Source organism: Pseudomonas sp. LBUM1657, from assembly GCF_059716075.1.
In genome coordinates, this window is record NZ_CP166799.1 from 1,464,727 (window position 1) to 1,486,690 (window position 21,964).

The window sequence follows — 21,964 nt, forward strand, 5'->3', positions numbered from 1 at the left end:
GATTTCAGCAGCCGACGTCCTGGCCGTGTGTGCGTAAAAGTTCGGTGGTGAGTTCACAAAAGTGGCGAATTAGCACCGGTTCCATATCGGCACGCAAGGTGATTCTGATAGCCGCCTTGCCTTGCGCGACCACCGGGAAAAACACCGCCGACGTGAAGAAACCCTGGTTGGCCAGTTCGATGGCGATGCGGTTGGCAAGCGTTGCCTTGCCGCAGCTGATCAGCCGAATGGCCATGTTGCTGTTGTGTTGTTCGGTTCGTATGAGGCTGTCAAAGAGCCGGATATTAGCCTGAAGTTTTTCCTGCAACGCAGCAAATTCCGGTGTGCGATGCAGCTGTATGGAGGCTCTGCCAGCGCCGATGGCCGCACTGTTGAGGCTTTGCGACCAGTTGCTGGGACCTCCGTAACGTTCAACGAGTTTTTTCTGCCGCTCGCAGCCCAACATGACAAGCCCGCCACTGGCGCCGAATGATTTGGCCAGCGAGGCAACGATCAAGGTGTCTTCGTCCAGTGCGCGCAGTCGGGGGCGGACAAGTCCGGCGCCGGAATTTCCTACCGCGGAAAGCGCGTGGGAATCATCCAGATAGAGAAACAGCCCATAACGCTGTTTGAGATACAGCAAGCTGTCGATGTCGGCGACGCCACCCATGCTGTAGGCACCGTCGGCAACATAGGCAACTCTGGCGTGTTTTTTACACAAGTATTCAAGGTAAGCCATGTCGTTGTGGGGGCACGTCACTACCCGGGTTTCATCTGCGCAGGCGGCTTTGAGGTGGTTCATCGAGTAATGCGCCAGCCTGTCGAAAGCCATCACGGGCGGACGGTTCTGCGTGAACACGCCGCTGGCCAACAAAGGCAGAATCCCGGCACTGGCTGCGCTGCACGACAACGTGCTGAGGCAACTGGCCTCGAACAACGCGGACAATTCAGTTTCGTACTGTTCAAGAATCGCCAGTTTGCAGCGGTTCTTCGAGTTTGGAATACGCAGCGAGCCGATTTCCCACAAGGTGTTCATGGCACCGTCAAGAAGAGCGGGATGATGATCCAGTCCCAGGTATGAGGTGGTGCAGAAGTGATGGAATGCACGTCCGTATTGGTCGGCCATCCGGTTTGCGCTTTTGATCTCGACATTGAGGCCGGCGATTTTTCCGGTTTCAGCGGTCTCCCAGTCGTGGTCGGCCAGCGAGATGACTTTGCGATAGTTGGTGTAGGTGTTTGCAGCGCACGTTGTCTGATCCATCTGTAAATGTCTTTCCCTGAGTGAAGCGTTCCATTGGTGTGTAGCAATCCGTGTGTGTTGCCAGACTTTACAGCGTACGGTGCGGGTCTTGAATCGGCTGTTTCTGGTAAGGCTGAGTGTTACAAGAGATATGTGTGTAGGGCGATGCTTGTGGCGTTGTGGGGTATTTGCTTTGCCAGGTCTTGTAGAAACCGGGCTATCCTGCCGATTCAATCGACCCCCAGTCATCGAGCCCTCCCATGCTGCAAAAAAGCTTGATCCGCCGCCTCGACCTGATCACGTTGCAACTGTTCGTGGCCGTCCACGAAGAGGGCACATTGACCCGGGCCGCCACCCGCGAAGCGATCGCGGTGTCGGCGGCAAGCAAGCGGCTGATGGAGTTGGAAGAAGCGTTCGGCATCAGTCTGTTCGTGCGCCAGGCCAAGGGCATGACCCTGACGCCGGCCGGTGAAACCCTGTTGCACCATGCCCGGCAGATGTTGTTCAACGTCGAGAAAATGGGCCTTGAGCTCGGCGAACACAGCCACGGCATTCGCGGTTATGTGCGAATGCTCGCCAACCTGTCGGCGATCATTCAGTTTCTGCCTGAAGATCTGCGGGATTTTTCCGAGCGTCATCCCCAGGTCAAGACCGACCTCGAAGAACGTCCCAGCAGCGGGGTGATTCAGGGGGTGCTCGATGGCGTGGCGGACTTGGGCATCTGCTCCATCGACAGTGACGCCAAGGGTTTGCACAGCGTGCTTTACCGACAGGACAAACTGGTGGTGCTGATGCCCGCCAATCATCCGCTGGCGATTCGATCCAGCCTGGCCTTTGCCGACACGCTGGACAGCGATTACGTCGGCCTGCATTCCGCCAGTTCGATCAACATGCGCACCCACGCCGCGGCGCGCAAGGCTGGCAAGGTGTTGCGGTTGCGCATTCATGTACCAGGCTTCGACGCCATGTGCCGGATGGTCCAGGCCAACATGGGCATCGGCATCCTGCCGCAAAAGGCCTATGAACTGTTTGGCCGGGCGCTGGGTTTGCATGCGGTGCCGTTGACCGATGACTGGTCTGATCGTGCGCTGATTCTGGTGGTGCGCGATGAAGCGGCGTTGTCGCCGGTGAGCCGGATGTTGTTTGAGCAGTTGCGTGGTCAGGTCTGATTATTCTCGATTGAATGGGCCGGCCTCTTCGCGAGCAAGCCCGCTCCCACATTGGATCTGTGTTGCACTGAAGATCCAGTGTGGGAGCGGGCTTGCCCGCGATGACTGACCTGAGGCCGCGCCCATTCTCCCACCGGCCGTTCGCATTTCGCGAACGCCCGTTGCCAACTGAAGGTTGGATTCCTTAGCCACCGGTCCTCTAGCCTTCTCATATTCCAAGAACAACAGAGGTACCCCGCGATGACTGCCCCCCTGAGTGCAATCAAGGTGATCGAGATCGGCACACTGATAGCCGCGCCGTTCGCCGCCCGTATGCTCGCCGAGTTTGGCGCCGAGGTGATCAAGATCGAAGCCATGGGCCAGGGCGATCCCCTGCGCAAGTGGCGCAAACTGCACGAAGGCACTTCGCTGTGGTGGTACCTGCAATCGCGAAACAAGAAGTCCCTGGCGCTGAATCTGAAATCCGCCGAAGGCATCGAGCTGGTCAAGCAACTGGCGACCAGCGCCGATGTGCTGATCGAGAACCTGCGCCCGGGTGCCTTGGAGAAACTCGGTCTGGGCTGGGACGTGTTGCACGCCCTCAATCCCAACCTGACCCTGGTACGGATTTCCGGTTATGGCCAGACCGGCCCGTACCGCGATCGTCCGGGTTTCGGCGCCATCGGCGAAGCCATGGGCGGGATTCGCTACACCACCGGCACCCCCGGTTCGCCACCGGCCCGGGTCGGCGTCAGCCTCGGCGATTCCCTCGCTTCGCTGCACGCGGTGATCGGTGCGCTGATGTCGCTGTTGCGGGTCAAGACCGGCCAGGGTGGTGGACAAGTGGTCGACGTGTCGTTGGCCGAAAGCGTGTTCAATGTCATGGAAAGCCTGGTGCCGGAATACGACCTGCTCGGCCATGTTCGTGAACGCAGCGGCGGCGCATTGCCGGGTATCGCCCCCTCCAACACTTACCTGACCGCCGATGGCGCTTACGTGGTGATCGCCGGTAATAGTGATCCGATTTACAAGCGTTTGATGGAAGTGATCGGTCGCAGTGACTTGGCCGAAGCCCCGGAATTTGCCCATAACGACGGTCGCGCCGCCAAGAGCAATGTGCTCGACGCGGCCATCACTCACTGGACCAGCAGCCTGCCGATCGACGACGTGCTGGCAGCGCTGGAAGCCGCCGAAGTGCCGGCCGGGCGCATCTATTCCGTGGCCGACATCGTCGCCGATCCGCACTATCAGGCGCGGGACATGCTGCTCAGTGCCGACCTGCCCGGCGGCACCACAGTGAAGATGCCGGGCATCGTGCCAAAACTCTCCGAAACCCCCGGCGGGGTGAACTGGTCGGGACCTGCGTTGGGCCAGCACACCGACAGTATTCTCGCGGAGCTGGGCCTGACCGGTTCGGACATCGAACGGCTGAAAACCGAAGGGGTAGTGCAATGATCACTGATTACTCCCAGACCCTGATCGTTCAGGAAGTCTCCCCCCGTGACGGCTTGCAGATCGAGCCGACCTGGGTCGAAACCGTCGACAAAATTGCCCTGATCGACCAGCTGTCGCTGGCCGGTTTCAGTCGCATCGAAGCGGGTTCGTTCGTGTCGCCCAAAGCCATTCCGGCGCTGCGCGATGGTGAGCTGGTGTTCAAAGGCATCGCCCGGCAACCGGGGGTGATCTACGTTGCGTTGATCCCCAACCTGAAAGGCGCGCAACGGGCGCTGGCGACGGGGGCCGACGAGCTGAACCTGGTGATGTCCGCCAGCCAGACCCACAATCTGGCAAACATGCGCATGCGTTGCGAAGCCTCGCTGGCGGCGTTCGGCGAGATCGTACAATTCACCCGCGGTACTCAGGTGCGACTCAACGGCAGCATCGCCACCACCTTCGGTTGCCCGTTCGAAGGCAAGATCGATGAGGACCGCGTGCTAGAGATTGTCGAGGCCTATCAGGAACTCGGGATTCAAGGCATCACCTTGGCCGACACCACCGGCATGGCCAATCCGCGACAGGTTGATCGGCTGGTGCGAAGGGTGTTGCAGCGGGTTTCGCCAGCGGACCTGACCCTGCATTTCCACAACACTCGCGGCCTCGGTCTGTGCAACGTGCTGGCCGCCTACGAGGCCGGTGCCCGACGCTTCGACGCGGCGCTGGGCGGGCTCGGTGGGTGTCCGTTTGCACCGGGTGCCTCGGGCAATATCTGCACCGAAGACCTGGTCAACCTGTGCGATGAAATCGGCATTCACACCGGCATCGATTTGCCGCTGTTGCTGAAGTTGTCCCGAGGACTGCCTACGCTGCTGGGCCATGAAGTCCCCGGCCAGCTGGCCAAAGCCGGACGCAATTGCGATCTGCACCCGAGCCCTTCCTGACCACACCGAACACCGTGTGGGAGCGGGCTTGCTCGCGAAGACGGAGTGTCAGTCGACATCATTGATGAATGTCAGACCGCCTTCGCGAACAAGCTCGCTCCCACAATAAAAACATTCACAACGATCATCTCAACCAGACAACAAAAACAATCGGACACCCCACGGGAAGTCCGCCTGGAGAAACACTATGAGCCTTAATGTACTGGAGGCGGGCGCGAGCCCGTCCGTTAACCACGACGAAGAAAAAGCCCTGGTCAGCAAAGTTGCCTGGCGGTTGATGCCGCTGATCATGGTCTGCTACCTGTTCGCGTTTTTTGACCGCATCAACATCAGCTTCGCCAAGTTCCAGCTGCAGACTGACCTGAGCCTGAGCGACACCGCTTACGGCCTCGGCGCCGGCCTGTTCGTGGTCGGCTATGTGATCTTCGAAGTGCCCAGCAACATGATGCTGTACAAGGTCGGCGCGCGGCGCTGGATCGCCCGGATCATGATGTCCTGGGGCCTTGCGACGGCCGCCATGGTCTTCGTCAACAGCGAATGGCAGTTCTACGCGCTGCGCTTCGTGATCGGCGCGATGGAAGCGGGTTTCGCCCCGGGCGTGCTGTATTACCTGACGCTGTGGTTCCCGCAGCACTATCGTGGGCGTATCACCTCAATGCTGTTTCTCGCGTCGGCGTTTGCCGGCCTGGTCGGGGCACCGTTCTCCGGGCTGGTGCTGCAACACCTCGACGGCTTTATGGACATGCGCGGCTGGCACTGGCTGTTTCTGCTCGGCGGTGTGCCCTGCATCGGCCTCGGTTTGCTGGTGCTGACGTTGCTCAAGGACCGCATCGAAGATGCCCATTGGCTGACGCCGTCGGAGAAGACGCTGCTGGCCAGCCGTATCGCGCACCATGAACCGCACAAGAGTGGCGGCTCGTTGCTCGCCGCGCTGCGCATCCCGGGTTTCCTGACGCTCGGGCTGATCTACTTCCTGATTCAGGTCGCGTCCTACGGCTTGAATTTCTGGGCACCGCAGCTGATCCGCAGCGCCGGTACCGAGAGCCCGGTGATGATTGGTTTGCTGACGGCGATTCCCTACATCTGCGGTGCGATCAGTATGGTAGTGATCGGGCGGTTGTCGGACTCGACCGGCGAGCGACGCAAGTTTGTCGCCGGCCTGGTTGCGGTGGGCGCGGTAGGGTTCTTCTGCGCGGGGATCTTCGCCACCCACACGACCTTCCTGATCGTCGCCCTGGGCTTGCTCGGTGCCGGCATCATCGCGTCCATCCCGAGCTTCTGGACCTTGCCACCGAAACTGCTGGCCGGGGCAGGTGCAGGGGCGGCAGGCGGAATCGCGGTGATCAACACCCTCGGCCAGTTCGGCGGCATCGTCAGCCCGGTGATGGTCGGCCGGATCAAAGACCTGACCGGCAGCACCACACCGGCGCTGTACGTCATTGGCATCTGCGCGCTGATCGCCGTTGCGCTGCTGATGTGGGGGTTGCCGCAGAAGCTGCGCACCCTCGACAAGTTCTAAAGGTTCGCGGGCTCCGCCAGCTCCTGCATCGACCACGCATCCCTGCAGGGGCTGGCGAAGGCTGTGATCTGAATCTGTGGCGCTGGACAGACCGCTTTCGCGAGCAAGCCCGCTCCCACATTGGATCTGTGTTGCACTGAAGATCCAGTGTGGGAGCGGGCTTGCTCGCGAAGACGGACTGACACTCGCCAAAGCACTGTCGGTTGTACCTCAACCCATCGTCACCAAAGTCTTGGCCGGTGTGGCACTGAACTGAATCAGCACCACGCCTGCCACTAACAACAAAGCCCCAAATACCCGCGGCATCGTCATCTGCCGCTCCACCAACCCAAACAACCCGAAGTGATCCAACACTAGCGATGCAACCACTTGCCCCGCTAACGCCAGCGCAATAAACCCCGAGGCCCCCAGCTTGGGCAACAGCATCAGCGCCAACGAAATAAAACACACCCCGAACGCCCCGCCTGCCCACATCCACAACGGCGCCTTCGTGATGAAGTCCAGTGACGGCAGCGGCAGTCGCATCGCCAACATGATCGGCAGCAACACCAGAATACTCACCAGCAACGACGCCAGGGTCGCCCACAACGGATGGCCCAACCCACGCGTGAGGTTGGCGTTGATCGCGCTTTGAAAAGGCACCACCGCCCCGGCAATCACGGCCAGCAACAACAGGCCGGCCCAATGCAATGTACTCATGATCGTTCTCCAACAGGTTTTGCTGGACTCTAGAGTATTCGTCGCGCAGATTTAAATTCCGAATTGCTATCCAGAACATGCATCAGATGAATGATCTACGGCGCATCGACCTTAACTTGCTGGTGATCCTCGACGCCTTGCTCAGCGAGCAACACGTGACCCGTGCGGCCGAGCGCTTGCACCTGAGTCAACCGGCCGTTAGTCATGCGCTGGCGCGTTTGCGCGACCTGCTCAATGATCCATTGCTGGTGCGCGCTGGCGCCAGTCTCGTACCCACACCGCGAGCGCTGGAATTGATTTCACCCTTGGCCGAAGCCCTCGCCCAGGTGCAATCGCTGCTGGCGCCGAATACCTTTGATCCGGCGACCGCCAAGCGCACGTTCCGCCTGGCGATGTCCGATTACGGCGCGGCAATCGTCTTGCCGGGGCTGATCCGTACGTTGCGCCGTGAAGCACCGGGCATCGACCTGCAAATCAGCCACGCCAGTCGCGAGGGCATGTTGGACGGTATCCTCAACGGCGATATCGATATCGCGGCGGGGGTATTTCCGGAGTTGCCCCACGAGTTGCGCAGCACGCCTTTATTCGAAGAGCACTACGCCTGTCTGGTGGACCGCAACAGCCTGTCCGCCGATGGCGTCCTCGACCTGCCGACGTACCTGGCCCGCCCCCACGTCCTGCTGGAAATGCGCGGCAGCGGCACCCCGGAAATCGAACGGGCCCTGACAGCCCTGCGCGAACGCCGCCGCGTCGCCATCAGCCTGCCTCACTGGAGCGTCGCCCCGGAACTCATCAGCGGCACCGACCTGATCCTCACCGTCGCTTCCCGAGGTTTGCGCAACATTGACGAGCCGTCATTGATCGTGGTCCCGCCGCCGTTCCACATTCCTTCGTTCAACTTTGTGTTGGCCTGGCATAAACGGCGGGGCGGGGATCAGGCGTTGAACTGGTTGAATGGGCGGATTGGGAGGGGATAGAGCTGTCGGCAACGGCCGTATGCGGGGATGAAGTTGTTCGACGATCAGTAGGCCTATGTCCGGGGAGCTGAGATAGACTTGCGTGCTTTCACCCAGTCGTTAAAAAGGACCTCCAATGACCCCATCGCTGCTAATGGCCGTTCTCGCCTCGGGCTTCATTTATGGCATTACACCGGGGCCGGGTGTGCTGGCAGTGTTCGGGATCGGCGCGGCCCGTGGTCGGCGGGCCGGGGCGGGGTTTCTTTGCGGGCATTTGCTGGGGGACGTGGTCTGGTGCAGCACGGCGCTGATCGCGATTGTCGGTGCTCGGGAAATCGGCAGCACCGCATTCGATGTGTTGGGTGTCATAAGCGGGCTGTATTTGTTCTGGCTTGGTTTGCGCGCAATACGGGCTAAACGCAGCAGTGCCGAGGCGCCTCAGGGCCCGGCGCGGCAGCCGTTCTGGCACGGCATCCTGTTTGGCCTGACCAATCCGAAGGCTTATCCCGTGGCGGTGGCAACCTTTACCGCGCTGTTGTCCAGTCGCGCGGAATTGTTGCATTGGTCAATGTTGCCCTGGCTGATCGTCCTGAGCTTTGTCGGCGGCCTTATGGCCTACGCTATCCTCATTGGCATTGTGGGGGCGCGGCAGGTGCGCACGTTGTATCAACGGCATGAGCTGGCGATCACCCGGCTGTGTGGCGTCATGTTCATCGGTTTCGCCATCAACGCCCTGGCGCATGCTTTGCCAGGGTTGGTGACGAACAAGGCTTGAGGCTGATTGCAAGGATGCGTCGGTTGTACGGGTCGGTCAGGGATGGTTTTTTATTGCTGCATTGTCCGGACACGCTCACCGCACTATGGCCACCAGAAATTCCGCACCGTTGGCGAGTTACATCGATCTGTTGCTGGACGCCGTGTGTGCGGTCGACAAGCAAGGTCGCTTCGTCTTTGTCAGCGCGGCCTGCGAGCGCGTTTTCGGTTACACACCGGACGAACTGATCGGCCAGCCCATGATCGATCTGGTGCACCCCGCCGATCGCCAGCGCACCCTCGACGCCGCACGGGAAATCATGGGGGGCGAGCCCAAGCTCAACTTCGAAAACCGATACCTGCGCAAGGACGGCCAGGTGGTGCACATCCTCTGGTCGGCGCGCTGGTCGGAGGTCGATCAGTTGCGTATCGCCGTGGCCCGCGACATCACCGAACGCAAGCAGGCCGAGTCCCGGCAAGCGGCGCTGTATGCGATCTCCGAAGCCGCCCACGCCGCGGAAGATTTACTGGCACTGTTCAAACGCATCCACCTGATCATCGGTGAATGGCTACCGGCCCTGAATTTTTCCGTCGCGTTATATGACGAACACTGCGCACAACTGAATTTTCCCTATCACGTCGACGACCATGAGCCGCAACCGGAGCAGCCCGGGACGGTCACCGGACGTCTGTGTGCCGAAGTGATTCGCAGCGGCCAGCCTATTCTGCTCACCCCGGATCAGGACAATCCGCCGGCCGGGTTCGAATTGCTGGTCGCGGGCCAGCATTCACCCTGCTGGCTGGGTGTGCCATTGAACTCGCAAAACGGCACCATCGGCGCGCTGATCGTTAAAAGCGTTGCCGGCGGTGAACGCTACACCGAACAGGACAAGGAACTGCTGCAGTATGTCTGCGCACAAGTCGCGACCGCGATCGAGCGCAAGCAATTGCACGCGCGCCTGCAACGCATGGCGCAGTACGACCAGCTGACGCAACTTCCCAATCGCGAGCTACTGCGTGACCGGCTCAAAGCCTCGCTGACGCTGGCTCGTGCGCAAAGCGGCCATATGGCGCTGCTCTACGTCGACCTCGACCGCTTCAAACAAGTCAACGACACCCACGGCCATGCGGTCGGCGACATGCTGCTGCAAGCGGTCGCTAATCGGCTCAAGGGCTGCGTGCGCGAAACCGACACCGTGGCGCGTATCGGCGGGGATGAGTTTGTGGTGTTGTTACACAGCATCCATTCGTCGGAAGATGCCGATAGCGTGGCGGGAAAAATCCGTCAGGTTTTGGCTCAGCCTCTGCGCCTGGACGGGCACAGCCTGCATATCCAGCCAAGTATTGGCGTTGCGCGTTACCCCGAACACGGTACCGAAGAAAACCAGTTGTTCAGACACGCCGATGAGGCGATGTACACCGCCAAACGCCAGCATCACCTGCGACTCGGGGTCTGAGCGTTCGCCACCGTTCGTCGTGGCGATCCTAATTTTTCTAAACCTTTGCAGGGATCGAAATTCAGATTCTATGCGGGCTCCTGCTCGCCGCGATCATCACCAAGAGGTAGAGAATCATGCCTAATTCAAGAAACTCGAACTCGGGAAACTTCGCCAACGATCGAACGAAGGCGTCGGAAACAGGTCGCAAAGGTGGGAAAACTACCACCACGACTGTCGATAAAGACCCAGCAAAACCCGATATGGGCCGCAAAGGTGGTCAGAAATCCAAGTAGTGGGTGCAGGTAGTTTTGATCGAGAGGCGGGAGCGAAAGCTCCCGTTTGAATTTTATTTTAAGGAGGGCGCGACCATGAGCCGGATGGCCACCCGATTACGCAATGCCAGTTTTGCCATGTTACTGGGCCTGTGCGCCAGCAGTGCCTTTGCCCAGTCGCCCGCCGAATTCATCAACGATGCATCGGCCAAAGGCATGGCCGAAATCGAAGCCAGTCGCCTGGCGCACCAGAAATCCGAATCCAAACAGGTCAAGGATTACACCATCGTCGTTATCAACGACCGCACCACCGCCAACCAGCATCTGGCGAAAATCGCCAAACAGCTCGATTTGCCGGTGGCCCCACGGGAAGAAGTGGTCGACAAGGCCAAAGCTTTGATGCCTGAGGTAAAGGACGACGAAACCTTCGACCAGGCCTACACGGCCAGCCAGATCAAAACCACCCAGGAAGCCATCGAACAGCTTCAACAGGTAGCGCAAACGACAGATGTGCCGGAAATCAAAGCCTTCGCTGAAGAAAACCTGCCCAAACTGCAGAACCACCTGCAAATGGCCAGGGAACTGCAAGCCAGTCGCTAGACCAAGCGTTTAACGGTGTGCAATGAAAACGGCGCGTAACTCAGGTTACGCGCCGTTTTTTATGGCTCAGCATTCATCCCACTTTTGTTTGTGCTTGCCCTTGGATACGAGGCCTTCAAGTTCGAACACTTCATTTTCGCCCATGGCGCGATAATGTTTGCGCAAGGCTTCCAGCTGCTTGAGATCCAGCAATTCGAGGCCCAACATCGCGTTCCTCGCCTCCTTGTTAACCCGCAGCAGTTCATCGATTTTCAGATGCAGAATGTCGGTATCGCGGTTCTGCGTATTCTGGATCAAAAACACCATCAGGAAGGTGATGATGGTGGTCGAGGTGTTGATAATCAGTTGCCAGGTATCGTTGTAACCAAAAATCGGCCCACTCAGACCCCACAGACCAATCAGAATCAACGCGCTCATAAACGTCTTGGGACTCCCTGCCCACAGAGCGAGCTTCTGCGAGATTTTTGCGAATTTCATTGCCGTGTTCCTTCTAGAGATGCGCCTGATTTTGTGACAGCGCGGGCATGATGAAAATTCTGCTTACATTTCAAATCGCCTCGGCGGGCCATCCACGCTCGTCGCGACAGGTGCGATCAATGGCACCAACTCGGCGGGGGCGGGTCACTACATCAAGCCCCTGAGCACCCGGAGAACGACATGAACCTTGCCCGCACACTTTGCCTTTGCTGCTGCTTTTTCACGCTGCAAGGCTGCTTCGACAATTCGGATAACGAAACCAAGGACAATACGGATGGCACCAAGTCTTCGGTGCAGATGCAGGAGAAGGGAGATAAGTAGTGGTCGTGAACGCGGGTTATTGAGTGGTCGGCGCCCCAATTTGCGAGGGGCGCCGATTGGTTTCTGATTCTTTGCCGTGAATCTATCTTTGTGACGGTTTGTGACTAGTATCTATGGCAGTCAATTTGCCAGCATGCAAACACACGGATCGAAACCAGATAAGAGGCCACTCATGGAATTCTTCGAAAAGTTAGCAAGCTTAGCCGCCAAAGTTCGTTTGCAGAGCGCTGCAATTCAAACGGAAGAAGCGACCAAGAACGCGTTTGTCATGCCTTTTATCAGCACTGTGCTGGGCTACGATGTCTTTGATCCAACCGAAGTGACCCCGGAATTTGTTTGCGATATCGGAACGAAAAAGGGAGAAAAAATCGATTACGCAATCATGAAAGGAGGAGAGGTTCAGATCCTCATCGAGTGCAAAAAAATAGGTGAGCCGCTGCACATCAATCATGCCTCTCAGTTGTTTCGCTATTTTCATGTCACCAGCGCCCGAATCTCCATTCTCACCAACGGCCAGGTCTACAAGTTTTTCACTGACCTGGATGCACCCAATAAAATGGACGAGAAGCCGTTTCTTGAACTCGATCTTCTCGATATCGACGAGTACTCCGTCCCTGAACTGGTGAAGCTCACCAAATCTGCATTCGACGTGGATTCGATCATCAGCGCCGCGGGTGAGTTGAAGTACGTCAGCCAAATCAAAAAGGTCATTGCTTCGCAGGTCAGTAAACCCGATGACGACTTCGTCAAAGTATTCGCTTCCCGGGTGTACGACGGCGTCATAACGCAGAAAGTCCGCGAGCAGTTTCATGAGTTGACGAGGAAAGCTGTCGTGCAGTTTCTCAACGATCAAATCAATGATCGGCTCAAGTCGGCGATGAGCGGAACCATCCAGCCTGCGTTAGCGTCTTTGCCGGTGTCTTCTGGCGGTGCTCAACCAGCAGATGTGCGGGATGAATTAGAAGACAAAGTACTGACGACATTGGAAGAGCTAGAGGGGTATCACATCGTCCGTGCCGTGGTTCGATCTGTTGTCGATGCGAAGCGGATTGTTCAACGTGACACCCAAAGTTATTTCGGTATTTTGCTCGACGACAACAACCGTAAACCAATCTGCCGTCTGCACTTCAATCGTTCACAGAAGTACATCGGTATTTTCGACGAAGAGAAGAATGAAACCCGGCATGCAATAAATTCGATAGACGACATCTACGACTATTCAGATCATCTGAAGAAGACCGTTGGATATTACGAATAGAGAGTAATCGTCGCGACGAAAAAAACCGGCCAATAAAGCCGGTTTTTTCTGGGCTGGAGGGCTCGCTAACGTTCTGCACCAAATGTCGGGATAGGGCAGAGTCAACCTGTCGAGGTATCGTAGCGAACCGCTTGTCCGCATCACGACAACGCACCGACAGGAGAACGCAATGAGTTGGTCCGCCAAACAATACGTCGCTTTTGAAGATGAACGCACGCGCCCGGCCCGTGACTTGCTGGCTGCCATTCCCGGCACAGACGTGCGCTCGGCCATCGATATCGGTTGTGGCCCCGGTAACTCGACCGAGTTGCTGGTGGAGCGCTTCGCCAGCGCCAAGGTGCGTGGGTTGGACAGTTCGACCGACATGATCGAAGCCGCCCGCAAGCGTTTACCTCAGGTGCAATTCGATACGGCTGACATTGATACCTGGGACGAGAGCGGCCCGTTCGATGTGATTTTCGCCAACGCGGTGTTGCAGTGGCTGCCTGACCACGCGACGTTGCTGCCGGCACTGGCGAGCAAGCTTTCGCCCGGTGGCAGCCTCGCGATCCAGATGCCGGACAACCTCAACGAACCGTCGCACCGCTTGATGCGCGAAGTGGCAGCCGATGGACCTTGGGTCGGCAAACTGGCGGGTGCCGCCGGGCAGCGAACGGAAATGGAGAGTGCCAGCGGCTATTACTCGATGCTGCGTGCTCACTGTTCCCGTGTCGACGTATGGCGCACGACTTACCATCATCCGCTCGCGGGCGGCGCATCCGGGGTGGTCGAGTGGTTCAAGGGCAGTGGTTTGCGGCCGTTTCTCGATCCGCTGGATGAGCCTGAGCGCGCTCAGTATCTTAAGCAGTATCAGGCGGCCATCGAGCGGGCGTATCCGACACTGGCCGATGGTTCGGTGTTGCTGCCGTTTCCGCGGTTGTTTATCGTCGCGACGCGCTAGTGCAAAAAGGGGGAAGCGCTGGTCTGGCGTCAGCGCTTAACCCCCACCAACATCATCATCGGCCGTTCCCGCTCTTCCGCCAACGCCGGTTGCGCCATCACCTCTGCATCGGTCGGCCCCCATTCGTTCACATGCTGGATGCTGAACCCTGCGGCAATCAACATATTGAGCAAAGTGCCGATGGTGCGGTGCTGCTTGATCACGCCTTCGACCAACCAGTTAGTCACCCGCTCACCTTCCAGTTGATAGCTGTCCACCGGCCAGCGCTTGTTTCCTTCGCTATCGATCAGCCAGCCCGGATTACGCGGTGCCATGAATATCGGATGCTCGATGGAGAACACGAAACGTGAACCGGGTGTCAGCGCCATATGGACCTTGGCGAACAGCCCCGGCAAATCTTTGATGTAGTGCAGCGCCAGGGAGCTATAGGCCAGGTCGAAACAGTCGGCGGGCAGGTCGAGGTGTTCCAGGTCGGCAGGGGCATATTGAATGTTAGAAATCGTCGCTGTTTTGCGAGCCTGTTCCAGCATCTTTTCCGAGACGTCCAGACCGAGCACGCTATCGGCGCCTTGTTCACCAGCCCAGCGACAGAACCAGCCATACCCGCAGCCGAGGTCCACCACCTTCAGACCTTTCATGGGTGGCAGCATTGCCTTGAGTGCAGGCCATTCGGGTGCTGCGTCGAGCCCGTCAATGGAGCGTCCCATTTGGCTGTAGCCCTGGAAAAATTCCGGATCGTCGTAGATGTTTTGAGTCATGGGCGAGGTGCTCTGTTTGGATCGTTCATTGGCGGCTCCGGATGTGCGCCGTTTGGGCTCCCTCGAAGAGTGGTAGCGCGTTTTCGTTGATGGCCGCGCGGTGGAGGGTGGTTGAAGATGAGGGAAATGCTAGCGGGTCGGGCGATGAGGGGAAATGAGTTGTACGTTGTGGGTTTGTAAGCTCGCTCCCACAGTAACGTCAGGACGGTTCTGCATCCATGCGCCGAGCGATGACATCAGTACGTCGCAGCCAGCGCGCAAGGGGATACAGCAGAGTAATGCGAAGTCGCTGAGGATGACTGATACATCGCTAAAACAACGTCATCAGCTCTGCTGCAGCACCTTGAGCGCTGCCGAGGCCAGAAAACCCGAACGGCTTTTCTCCTCCGGGTGATGCAGCACGTACTCATCAATCCGGTTGAGCAGGTAGCCAGGCAATGTGATGTTCAGCTTCTGGGCTTTGCCCAGGTATTTGGTAACGTCGATGTCCACCAGTGCCCAAGCACAACCCGCGTACTTTGGATTGGCTGCATGCAAGGTCACTTTGTTAGCGGGCGGAATGGGTGAACCGTCTTCGGCCAGAATCTCGAAGTGGCCTTCAATAGCCTCTCGGGCCATGGCCATCGCATCATCCAGATCTTCCCCGGCGGAAAAGCATCCCGGAATGTCGGGGACTTCCACGCCCCAGGCGTGCTCGTCGTCGCCCATTGAAATCGCTATCGGGTAAAGCATGTTCGTGGTCCTCCGAGGACTCAGCGCATCGGCTCGTTAGAGCAGCGCTTGTTGCAAAATACTGATGGCCGTTTTCTTGAGCAGATCTTTTTTCGGATGAGGGACCGTCACTAGCCCCGGCTTGATCGGATGCTTGAAGTGATGATGGCTGCCTCTGATACGCACCAGATACCAACCGTCCGCAATAATTTTGCTTATCAAAAATCGGCTACTCATCACCTCCGTGTGGTGTGCTTGTGGTTACTATACCTACTGATATTTTGTAATCAACACTATAACCACCAAAACCTTCCAGGTTCGATGACGATAGGCGATAGGCGATAGGCGACGAGTCTAGGAGGGCGCTGCGGCGATGGCTTAGCAGGCTTGAATTGAAGTGTTTTGTGTATTGCGAGGTTTTTCCGACAGCACTCAGCTCGCCACGCTCGTGTGTTCATAGGTATAAAAAACGTTAATCCGGGAAGAAATTTGATAATAAATCCGGGTTTTGCAAGTAAAACGCTAACGGAAGTCATTGCCTCAGGAAGCCAAACCCCAGACACAAAAAAACCGGCCATCAAGGCCGGTTTTTTCTTTTCCTGCATCCCCCGTCAAAAAACCACGAGAGACTGAAAATTCGATTGGAGCGGGTGAAGGGAATCGAACCCTCGTTATCAGCTTGGGAAGCTGGAGTAATGCCATTATACGACACCCGCTCAGAGCGGCTGACTTTGTACCAGATGTGCGCATGGATTTGAAGTTTTTCTTTACGTGCGACGGGTTTAGCTCGCACGGCATCACTGAAATGGGACCGCATGGCGGTCTATCGCGGGCAAGCCTCGTTCCTACAGGAATGCATTTAACGTTGTAGGGCGGGGCTTGCTCGCGATGACTCTGTTTCAGATGGCCAATGCATGTTGGTCCTGGACGTAGTGGTAACGCGGTCGGCTGGCGTGTTGCGCCGGTTTCAGGAAGCCCAGCAGAGCGTTGCGGCTGTCTCGGCAGGCGGCTTTGTGTTCCATGTCGAGAAAGTGGCCGGTGGCCTGCAGGGTGCTGAAGGTGGCGTCCTGCACGTGGTTGGCGAACAACCGGGCGCCATCGGCGGCGGTGTATTCGTCCCATTCGCCGTTCATGAACAGCACCGGTACTTTGATTTTCTCCGCTGCCTTCAGGAAGCACTGGCGATCACTGTGCAGCAGGTCGCTGATGTGGAAGTGCATCTGCCCGTATTCATGATCGGCCAGGCTGCTGACGTGCCGATAGTTGAAGCGCTTGAACAGGGTCGGCAGGTGTTTGCCGATGGTGCTGTTCACCAGGTTGCCGACCCGGTCGCCGTCCCGGCTGCCGAGGTAATCGACACCGCGTTCGAGATAGTCGCGCATGTGCATGTTGATCTCCGGGGAGAACGAGCTGATCACGGCTTTTTCGATGCGCCGTGGCTGATGGGCCAGGGCGACCAGGGTCGCGGCGCCACCCCAGGAAAACGACAGCACGTGTTCGGCGGCGAAGTGGTCGATCAGCTCCAGTAGGATCTGCCCTTCTACTTCCTTGGTCAGCAATTTCTCATGCAGGTTGTGAGCTTTTGACTTGCCCGCGTAGGGCTGGTCGTAGCAAACCACGTTGAATTGCGGGTGAAGGTTTTTCACGGTTTGTGCAAACGACGCAGTCGTGGCCATCGAGCCGTTGACCAGAATAATGGTCTTCTCTGCGGCGTCTGCGCGATAGAACTCCGTGTAAACCCGATACTGACCCTGTATATCCAGCACAGCGATTTCTGGCCTCATGTCATAAGACTCCAAGCAAGCGGGTATGCGCGCAAATGAGATTGCACGAGCTTTGTGACAGGTAGGCATACGCCTGGAATTTGAGAGGCCCATGTCGATCCAAACAGTCCGGTCGACGGGTATTGTTATTGGCGGGCAGTCTGCCGGGGGAAAGCGGAACCTGAGGGTTCTCTACCGGCAAAAAGTTTCTTAGAAGTATATTGTGACTCGTCGGTCACATTTCGGCCGACGTCCTGATTCAAGCAGGGGTCACGTCTTCGCGCAAGTGTCATTCGTAAATTGTTCGACAACTTCTGCTGAGCGGTCGCCTGCTTAGATCAATTGGATCTCTTCGGTGCGCAACGCACGGTACTCGCCCGGTTTTAGCGCACTATCGAGCACCAGTGGGCCCATGCGTTCGCGGTGCAGGCGCAGCACCTTGTTGTCGAAGTGGCCGAACATTCGCTTCACCTGGTGATAACGACCCTCGACGATACTCAGGCGCGCGGCTTTCGGCCCGAGCACCACAAGCTCGGCGGGTTGGGTGGTGAGGTCTTCGAAGGCAAAGTACAGCCCTTCCGTGAACGTGGTTGCATATTCGGGGCCGATGTCTTGCTCGGTTTCGACGTAATAGACCTTGGGCAATTTGGTCTGCGGCTGGGTCAGGCGTCGCGACCAGCTGCCGTCGTTGGTGATCAGCATCAGACCGGTGGTGTTGAAATCCAGCCGACCGGCGATGTGCAGCTCGTCCTTGTCCGGTTCATGGATCAGGTCGAGGACGGTCGGGTGCTGCGGATCACGGGTGGCGCTGACGTAACCGGCGGGCTTGTGCAGCATGAAATGGCGAATCTGTTTACCGACTTGCAACACTTCGTCGTCGACTTCGACGCGGCTGAATTCTCTGACTTCGGTGTGAGGGTCGCTGACGATTTTTCCGTCGACGCTGACGCGCTTTTCCACCAGCAACAGACGCACCTGCTTGCGGTTGAAGCAGGGCAGGTTGCTGAGGAAACGGTCAACGCGCATGGCTAGGGATCAGAGAGAAAAGGGCCGCGTATCTTACGTGATCGGCCGGGCCGCTGCTTGCAACTGCGCCTCGACCTGCGCGCAGCGTGGGCACAGGCAGGATTTGTCGCGCAGTTCCGCGGGCAGCGCTTCGAGCACCGCCGGATCGATACTGACGCCGTAGCACCAGCAGGCGCGATCGACGGTTCGCGGGTCGGCCAGGGTGCAGTCGTTGGGTGCGCCGCAGGCCGGGCAGAAGTCAGGCTTTTTCATGAAGGGTCATGCATAACTGGAGTGAGGCATTTCCATGCAGGTGCGGTTGCGGCCGGATTGCTTGGCGCGATACATCGCATGATCAGCCCGCGAGAGCAGTGTATGCAAGGTGTCTTCGGCTTGTAGCGTGGTAACGCCGATGCTCACGGTCAGCTGCAATGCATTTCCGTTGTAGGCATAACGCTGTTGCTCCACATGCTGACGAATTTTCTCGGCGATCATCTGGCCGGTCTCACCATCGGTGTCCTTGAGCAGCACGATGAATTCTTCACCGCCCCAACGGCAGACGATGTCGGAATGCCGCAAACAGCTCTCCAGATCCCGGGCGAAGCCGATCAGCACCTGATCGCCGGCCAGGTGACCGTAGGTGTCATTCAAGACCTTGAAGTGGTCCAGATCCAGCAGCAGCGCGGTCAGCGGTTTGGGCTCTCGTTGGGCTTCATGCATGGCTTGTGCGGCCAGCAGGTCGAAGCCGCGACGGTTCGGCAATTCGGTCAGGCTGTCGAGGGTGGCCTGGGCCTGGATCTTGCCCTGGTAGCGTTTGATCTCCCGGTTGAGCAAGGCCAGCACGATCAGCGTGACGATCAGGCAGATCAGCAGGTTGAGGTACAGCGACTGGCGGATTTCACTGAGGGCACCGTCTTCGCGTTTATCCACAAACAGGTACCAATTCAGCTCCGGAATGTACCGCACGTTGAGGAAATGTCCCTGGCCCTGGACGGAATATTCGTAGCTGCCGCTGTGGGGTTTGGGCAGCTGGCTGACCAGGGTTTTCATGCTCTCGAGTTCGCTAAGGCTCTGCCCGACCCGCGCGCCTTGCGGGCCGCCCTCGGCACCGGTGAGCACCAGGCGCCCGAAGTTGTCGACGAAATACACGCTGCGCTGGTAGCGCTGCTGGTACTTGTCGATCAGCTTGATCACCGCATCGACCTTCAGCCCGACGCCCGCCGCGCCGATGAAACGGTTGTCGTAGTCGTAGACCTTGTAGTTGATGAAGAAAGTCAGGTTGTCCTTGTTGGCCATGTCCGGGTCGACGTTGATCTCGTAGGGCTCGGCCATGTCACGCACGCGGAAATACCAGGCATCGCGGGGTTCGTCGATCTTGACCTGTTTGAGAACGCCTTTGGCGTGGTAATAGGTCAGCGTTCCATTGGAGACGAAAAACGCGGTGTAGGCACCGTAGTGGGTCATGACCTCGTTGAGATATCGGGTCATTTGCTCGGGGTTCTGTTCGCCGTTTACCACCCAGTCACGCATGAAGGTGTCGCGGGACATCATTGAGGAAATCAGGATCGGTCTGACGAGATCTTTCTGGATTTCCGAGTAGACCGTGTCCGATGTCAGCGGCAGTTCGGTATTGACGATGCTGTCACGGATCGACGCTCGCGAGGCGTAGTAACTGAGGAAGGACGTGGCGAGGAAGCCTGCACCCAGCAATGCGATGAGCGTGAGGACCAACGAACGTTGCGAATACAGCGGCGAGCGAAGCGGCATGACGATTCCGTTGGCAGTAATCCGATGGCAAGCATTCTAGTGGCATGGCGGGGAAATAACTGCGGCATTTGTGGGGTGAATCGGCAAGGATTGAGGTCAGTAGCGTTTGGGGCGACGCCTTCGCGAGCAAGCCGCTCCCACTTGTCATGCGCGGACCTTGTGGGAGCGGGCTTGCTCGCGAATCGAGAGATCACCCCAGAGTTTTCAGGTACGCCCGCCATCCGCCCAAATGACTGATATCCACCGCACCCTCCAACCCATACCCCTCGCAGATAAACCCGCTCTCCCAACGCCCATCCGCCAGCTGCACCTTGCCCAACCCCAGCGGCGCCGGAATTCCGGTCAGGAACGAACCCAGTTCACTGCTCGGCAGTTCCCACACTTCAACAGCGATCGACACACCACCTTCCTTCACCCGAACCATCCCGGGACGAAACGGTGGCCCGCCGGCCAGTGCATGCAGTTGATAGTCAGGTGAGCTAAACGTCGACTCGACCAGCCGGGCCCCGCGTCGCTTGAGTTGCCAGTTGAGCGCCAGCCCATCCAGGTGCGCCCCACAAACCACCAATCGCGCCCGGTCATTGCGCGCAACAGTCGTCGGCTCAGGCGTCGCCAAACCTTGCTGGCGTTGCAAGGCATCCGCCACGCTCAACAAGTACTGATCCGTAAAAACCCGGCCAAACAGCGTCACGCCCCACGGCAGGCCATTGCCCATGAAACCGCTGGGCACGGCGACGGCGGCGTAATCGAGCAGGTTCATGAAGTTGGTGTAGTAGCCCAGTTCCGAATTGCGCAGCACCGGTTCGGCCTCCAGTTCCGCCAATGTCACAGGGCGGCCGAGGGTGGGCGTGACGACGCAATCCAGCCCTTCCAGCGCGGTGTCGCACAGGGCTTTCAGGGCTTGCAGCCGGTATTGCGCGCGGAAGGTCTGCACGCCGCTGACAGCCGGGGCCTTGGCCAGTACAGCGCGAATCACCGGCAGCACGGCTTCGGGATTTTGCTCCATCAACTCGCCGGCCACGCTGTAGCGCTCGGCCACCCACGGGCCTTCATAGAGTAAGCGTGCCGCTTCAAGGAACGGCGACATATCCAGTTCCACGGCTTCGCCGCCCAAGGCTTTGAGCCGGTCGATAGCATCGCCGAACAACAACGGGCCTTCAGGGCAGCCGAAGAACTCCAGGTCCTGGGCCCGAGGCACGCCGAAACGGAAGGGACGCGGTGCGCCAAACGCCGCGCCGTCATTCCACAGCGGATTGCTGCGACTGTATTCGTCCCGTGGATCGAGGTGCGCCGTCAGTGCCAGCAACTGACTGGCTTCCCGAGCGGTCGCGGTAAAGGTGGTCACGCAATCCAGTGTGCGGCAGGCCGGCACCACGCCTGCCGTGGAGATCAAGCCTTTGCTGGCCTTCAACCCGACCAGATTGTTCAGCGCCGCCGGCACGCGCCCGGAGCCCGCGGTGTCGGTGCCCAGCGAAAAACTTGCCACCCCCAGCGCCACCGCCAGCGAAGACCCGGCGCTGGAGCCGCCCGACGGATATTCCGGTAACACGCTGTTCGGGCAAGCGCCATACGGTGAGCGGCTGCCGTTGAGACCGGTGGCGAACTGGTCGAGGTTGGTCTTGCCCAGTGGAATCGCACCCAGCGCCAACAGTTGTTCAACGATGGTTGCCGAACGCTGCGGCACATAGGCAAACGTCGGGCACGCCGCCGTAGTGGGAATACCCGCCAGATCGATATTGTCCTTGATCGCGAACGGCACGCCGTACAACGGCAGGCTGTCGAGATCGCGACCGTCCAATGCGACGAGGTACGGTTCCATTTCCTCGACGCTGAGCAAATGGATAAACAGGTGATAGTCCGGGTTCAGCGCCGCGGCTTTATCCCGCAGGTTCAGCAGCAGTTGTCGGGGCGTGATGCTGCCGTCGCGGTAAGCACTGCGCAGGGCGTCGAGTTGCAGATTGATGTTCATGGCGTTAATCCT

General features: G+C 58.5%; 23 protein-coding genes, 1 tRNA gene and 1 pseudogene. 12 read left to right on the top strand and 13 right to left on the bottom strand.

Translation table 11 applies throughout. The features are described from left to right. Positions 1 to 4 precede the first annotated feature (4 nt). A complete protein-coding gene (locus ACA055_RS06610; RefSeq protein WP_497684366.1) occupies positions 5 to 1,240 on the bottom strand; it encodes an aminotransferase class I/II-fold pyridoxal phosphate-dependent enzyme in 1,236 nt (411 codons plus the stop codon). Positions 1,241 to 1,479: 239 nt separating this feature from the next. On the opposite strand from ACA055_RS06610, the gene ACA055_RS06615 reads away from it, so the two are divergent. The 4 genes from ACA055_RS06615 to ACA055_RS06630 all read left to right on the top strand — a co-directional run bounded on the left by ACA055_RS06615 (position 1,480) and on the right by ACA055_RS06630 (position 6,264). Next, the gene (locus tag ACA055_RS06615) at positions 1,480 to 2,388 is read left to right on the top strand and encodes a LysR family transcriptional regulator (RefSeq protein WP_497682898.1); all 909 of its coding nucleotides are present in this window, start codon (positions 1,480 to 1,482) and stop codon (positions 2,386 to 2,388) included. A gap of 240 nt (positions 2,389 to 2,628) precedes the next feature. Next, the gene (locus ACA055_RS06620; protein WP_497682899.1) at positions 2,629 to 3,822 is read left to right on the top strand and encodes a CaiB/BaiF CoA transferase family protein; all 1,194 of its coding nucleotides are present in this window, start codon (positions 2,629 to 2,631) and stop codon (positions 3,820 to 3,822) included. Continuing rightward, positions 3,819 to 4,745: a hydroxymethylglutaryl-CoA lyase gene (locus tag ACA055_RS06625; protein WP_497682900.1), complete on the top strand. Its 927-nt coding sequence runs from the start codon at positions 3,819 to 3,821 to the stop codon at positions 4,743 to 4,745. The genes ACA055_RS06620 and ACA055_RS06625 overlap by 4 nt, the downstream gene beginning before the upstream one ends. A 187-nt stretch (positions 4,746 to 4,932) precedes the next feature. Further along, a complete protein-coding gene (locus ACA055_RS06630; RefSeq protein ID WP_497682901.1) occupies positions 4,933 to 6,264 on the top strand; it encodes an MFS transporter in 1,332 nt (443 codons plus the stop codon). 210 nt (positions 6,265 to 6,474) lie between these two features. On the opposite strand, the gene ACA055_RS06635 is transcribed toward ACA055_RS06630, so the two are convergent. After that, entirely contained in the window at positions 6,475 to 6,963 is a 489-nt protein-coding gene (locus ACA055_RS06635; RefSeq protein ID WP_497682902.1) for a DMT family transporter, read from the bottom strand. 77 nt (positions 6,964 to 7,040) lie between these two features. Here ACA055_RS06635 and ACA055_RS06640 point away from each other — a divergent pair, with 77 nt between their 5' ends. The 5 genes from ACA055_RS06640 to ACA055_RS06660 all read left to right on the top strand — a co-directional run bounded on the left by ACA055_RS06640 (position 7,041) and on the right by ACA055_RS06660 (position 10,983). Then, positions 7,041 to 7,940, top strand: coding sequence for a LysR substrate-binding domain-containing protein (locus ACA055_RS06640; protein ID WP_497682903.1), 900 nt, complete (start codon positions 7,041 to 7,043; stop codon positions 7,938 to 7,940). A 115-nt stretch (positions 7,941 to 8,055) separates the two neighbouring features. Continuing rightward, a complete protein-coding gene (locus ACA055_RS06645) occupies positions 8,056 to 8,694 on the top strand; it encodes a LysE family translocator (protein WP_497682904.1) in 639 nt (212 codons plus the stop codon). Between the two features lie 85 nt (positions 8,695 to 8,779). Then, positions 8,780 to 10,129: a sensor domain-containing protein gene (locus ACA055_RS06650; protein ID WP_497682905.1), complete on the top strand. Its 1,350-nt coding sequence runs from the start codon at positions 8,780 to 8,782 to the stop codon at positions 10,127 to 10,129. A gap of 116 nt (positions 10,130 to 10,245) precedes the next feature. Continuing rightward, positions 10,246 to 10,404, top strand: coding sequence for a KGG domain-containing protein (locus ACA055_RS06655; RefSeq protein ID WP_429529210.1), 159 nt, complete (start codon positions 10,246 to 10,248; stop codon positions 10,402 to 10,404). 75 nt (positions 10,405 to 10,479) lie between these two features. Next, on the top strand, positions 10,480 to 10,983 hold the full coding sequence (locus ACA055_RS06660) for a DUF4142 domain-containing protein (RefSeq protein ID WP_497682906.1): 504 nt from the start codon (positions 10,480 to 10,482) through the stop codon (positions 10,981 to 10,983). A gap of 66 nt (positions 10,984 to 11,049) precedes the next feature. On the opposite strand, the gene ACA055_RS06665 is transcribed toward ACA055_RS06660, so the two are convergent. Further along, positions 11,050 to 11,460, bottom strand: a complete 411-nt coding sequence (locus tag ACA055_RS06665) for a low affinity iron permease family protein (RefSeq protein ID WP_497682907.1) — start codon at positions 11,458 to 11,460, stop codon at positions 11,050 to 11,052. Positions 11,461 to 11,640: 180 nt separating this feature from the next. Between ACA055_RS06665 and ACA055_RS06670 the strand changes: the two genes are divergently transcribed. From ACA055_RS06670 to tam, 3 genes are all read left to right on the top strand, one after another. Further along, a complete protein-coding gene (locus ACA055_RS06670) occupies positions 11,641 to 11,781 on the top strand; it encodes a hypothetical protein (RefSeq protein WP_497682908.1) in 141 nt (46 codons plus the stop codon). Positions 11,782 to 11,953: 172 nt separating this feature from the next. Continuing rightward, positions 11,954 to 13,039 carry a type I restriction endonuclease gene (locus ACA055_RS06675; RefSeq protein WP_497682909.1) on the top strand — a complete coding sequence of 362 codons (1,086 nt, stop codon included), beginning with the start codon at positions 11,954 to 11,956 and terminating at the stop codon, positions 13,037 to 13,039. Positions 13,040 to 13,208: 169 nt separating this feature from the next. Then, a complete protein-coding gene (tam, locus tag ACA055_RS06680; RefSeq protein ID WP_497682910.1) occupies positions 13,209 to 13,979 on the top strand; it encodes a trans-aconitate 2-methyltransferase in 771 nt (256 codons plus the stop codon). A 29-nt stretch (positions 13,980 to 14,008) separates the two neighbouring features. On the opposite strand, the gene ACA055_RS06685 is transcribed toward tam, so the two are convergent. The 10 genes and pseudogenes from ACA055_RS06685 to atzF all read right to left on the bottom strand — a co-directional run bounded on the left by ACA055_RS06685 (position 14,009) and on the right by atzF (position 21,952). After that, positions 14,009 to 14,737 (bottom strand): class I SAM-dependent methyltransferase, encoded by a 729-nt coding sequence (locus ACA055_RS06685; RefSeq protein WP_497682911.1) that lies wholly within the window; start codon positions 14,735 to 14,737, stop codon positions 14,009 to 14,011. Between the two features lie 199 nt (positions 14,738 to 14,936). Next, a pseudogene (locus ACA055_RS06690) lies at positions 14,937 to 15,040 on the bottom strand (short-chain dehydrogenase); the annotation flags it as partial. Positions 15,041 to 15,061: 21 nt separating this feature from the next. Beyond that, entirely contained in the window at positions 15,062 to 15,469 is a 408-nt protein-coding gene (locus ACA055_RS06695; protein WP_149417810.1) for a type II toxin-antitoxin system HicB family antitoxin, read from the bottom strand. 36 nt (positions 15,470 to 15,505) lie between these two features. After that, positions 15,506 to 15,685: a type II toxin-antitoxin system HicA family toxin gene (locus tag ACA055_RS06700; protein ID WP_497682912.1), complete on the bottom strand. Its 180-nt coding sequence runs from the start codon at positions 15,683 to 15,685 to the stop codon at positions 15,506 to 15,508. A 405-nt stretch (positions 15,686 to 16,090) separates the two neighbouring features. Continuing rightward, positions 16,091 to 16,164 (bottom strand) — tRNA-Gly (locus tag ACA055_RS06705). A gap of 183 nt (positions 16,165 to 16,347) precedes the next feature. Next, positions 16,348 to 17,232 carry an alpha/beta fold hydrolase gene (locus ACA055_RS06710; protein ID WP_497682913.1) on the bottom strand — a complete coding sequence of 295 codons (885 nt, stop codon included), beginning with the start codon at positions 17,230 to 17,232 and terminating at the stop codon, positions 16,348 to 16,350. 312 nt (positions 17,233 to 17,544) lie between these two features. Next, complete coding sequence (locus ACA055_RS06715; RefSeq protein ID WP_497682914.1) at positions 17,545 to 18,237, bottom strand: pseudouridine synthase; 693 nt, start codon at positions 18,235 to 18,237, stop codon at positions 17,545 to 17,547. A 33-nt stretch (positions 18,238 to 18,270) separates the two neighbouring features. Further along, positions 18,271 to 18,489, bottom strand: coding sequence for a cysteine-rich CWC family protein (locus tag ACA055_RS06720; protein ID WP_497682915.1), 219 nt, complete (start codon positions 18,487 to 18,489; stop codon positions 18,271 to 18,273). Positions 18,490 to 18,495: 6 nt separating this feature from the next. Then, positions 18,496 to 19,983, bottom strand: a complete 1,488-nt coding sequence (locus ACA055_RS06725) for a sensor domain-containing diguanylate cyclase (RefSeq protein ID WP_497682916.1) — start codon at positions 19,981 to 19,983, stop codon at positions 18,496 to 18,498. 190 nt (positions 19,984 to 20,173) lie between these two features. Beyond that, positions 20,174 to 21,952: an allophanate hydrolase gene (atzF, locus tag ACA055_RS06730; RefSeq protein ID WP_497682917.1), complete on the bottom strand. Its 1,779-nt coding sequence runs from the start codon at positions 21,950 to 21,952 to the stop codon at positions 20,174 to 20,176. Between the last annotated feature and the right edge of the window lie 12 nt (positions 21,953 to 21,964).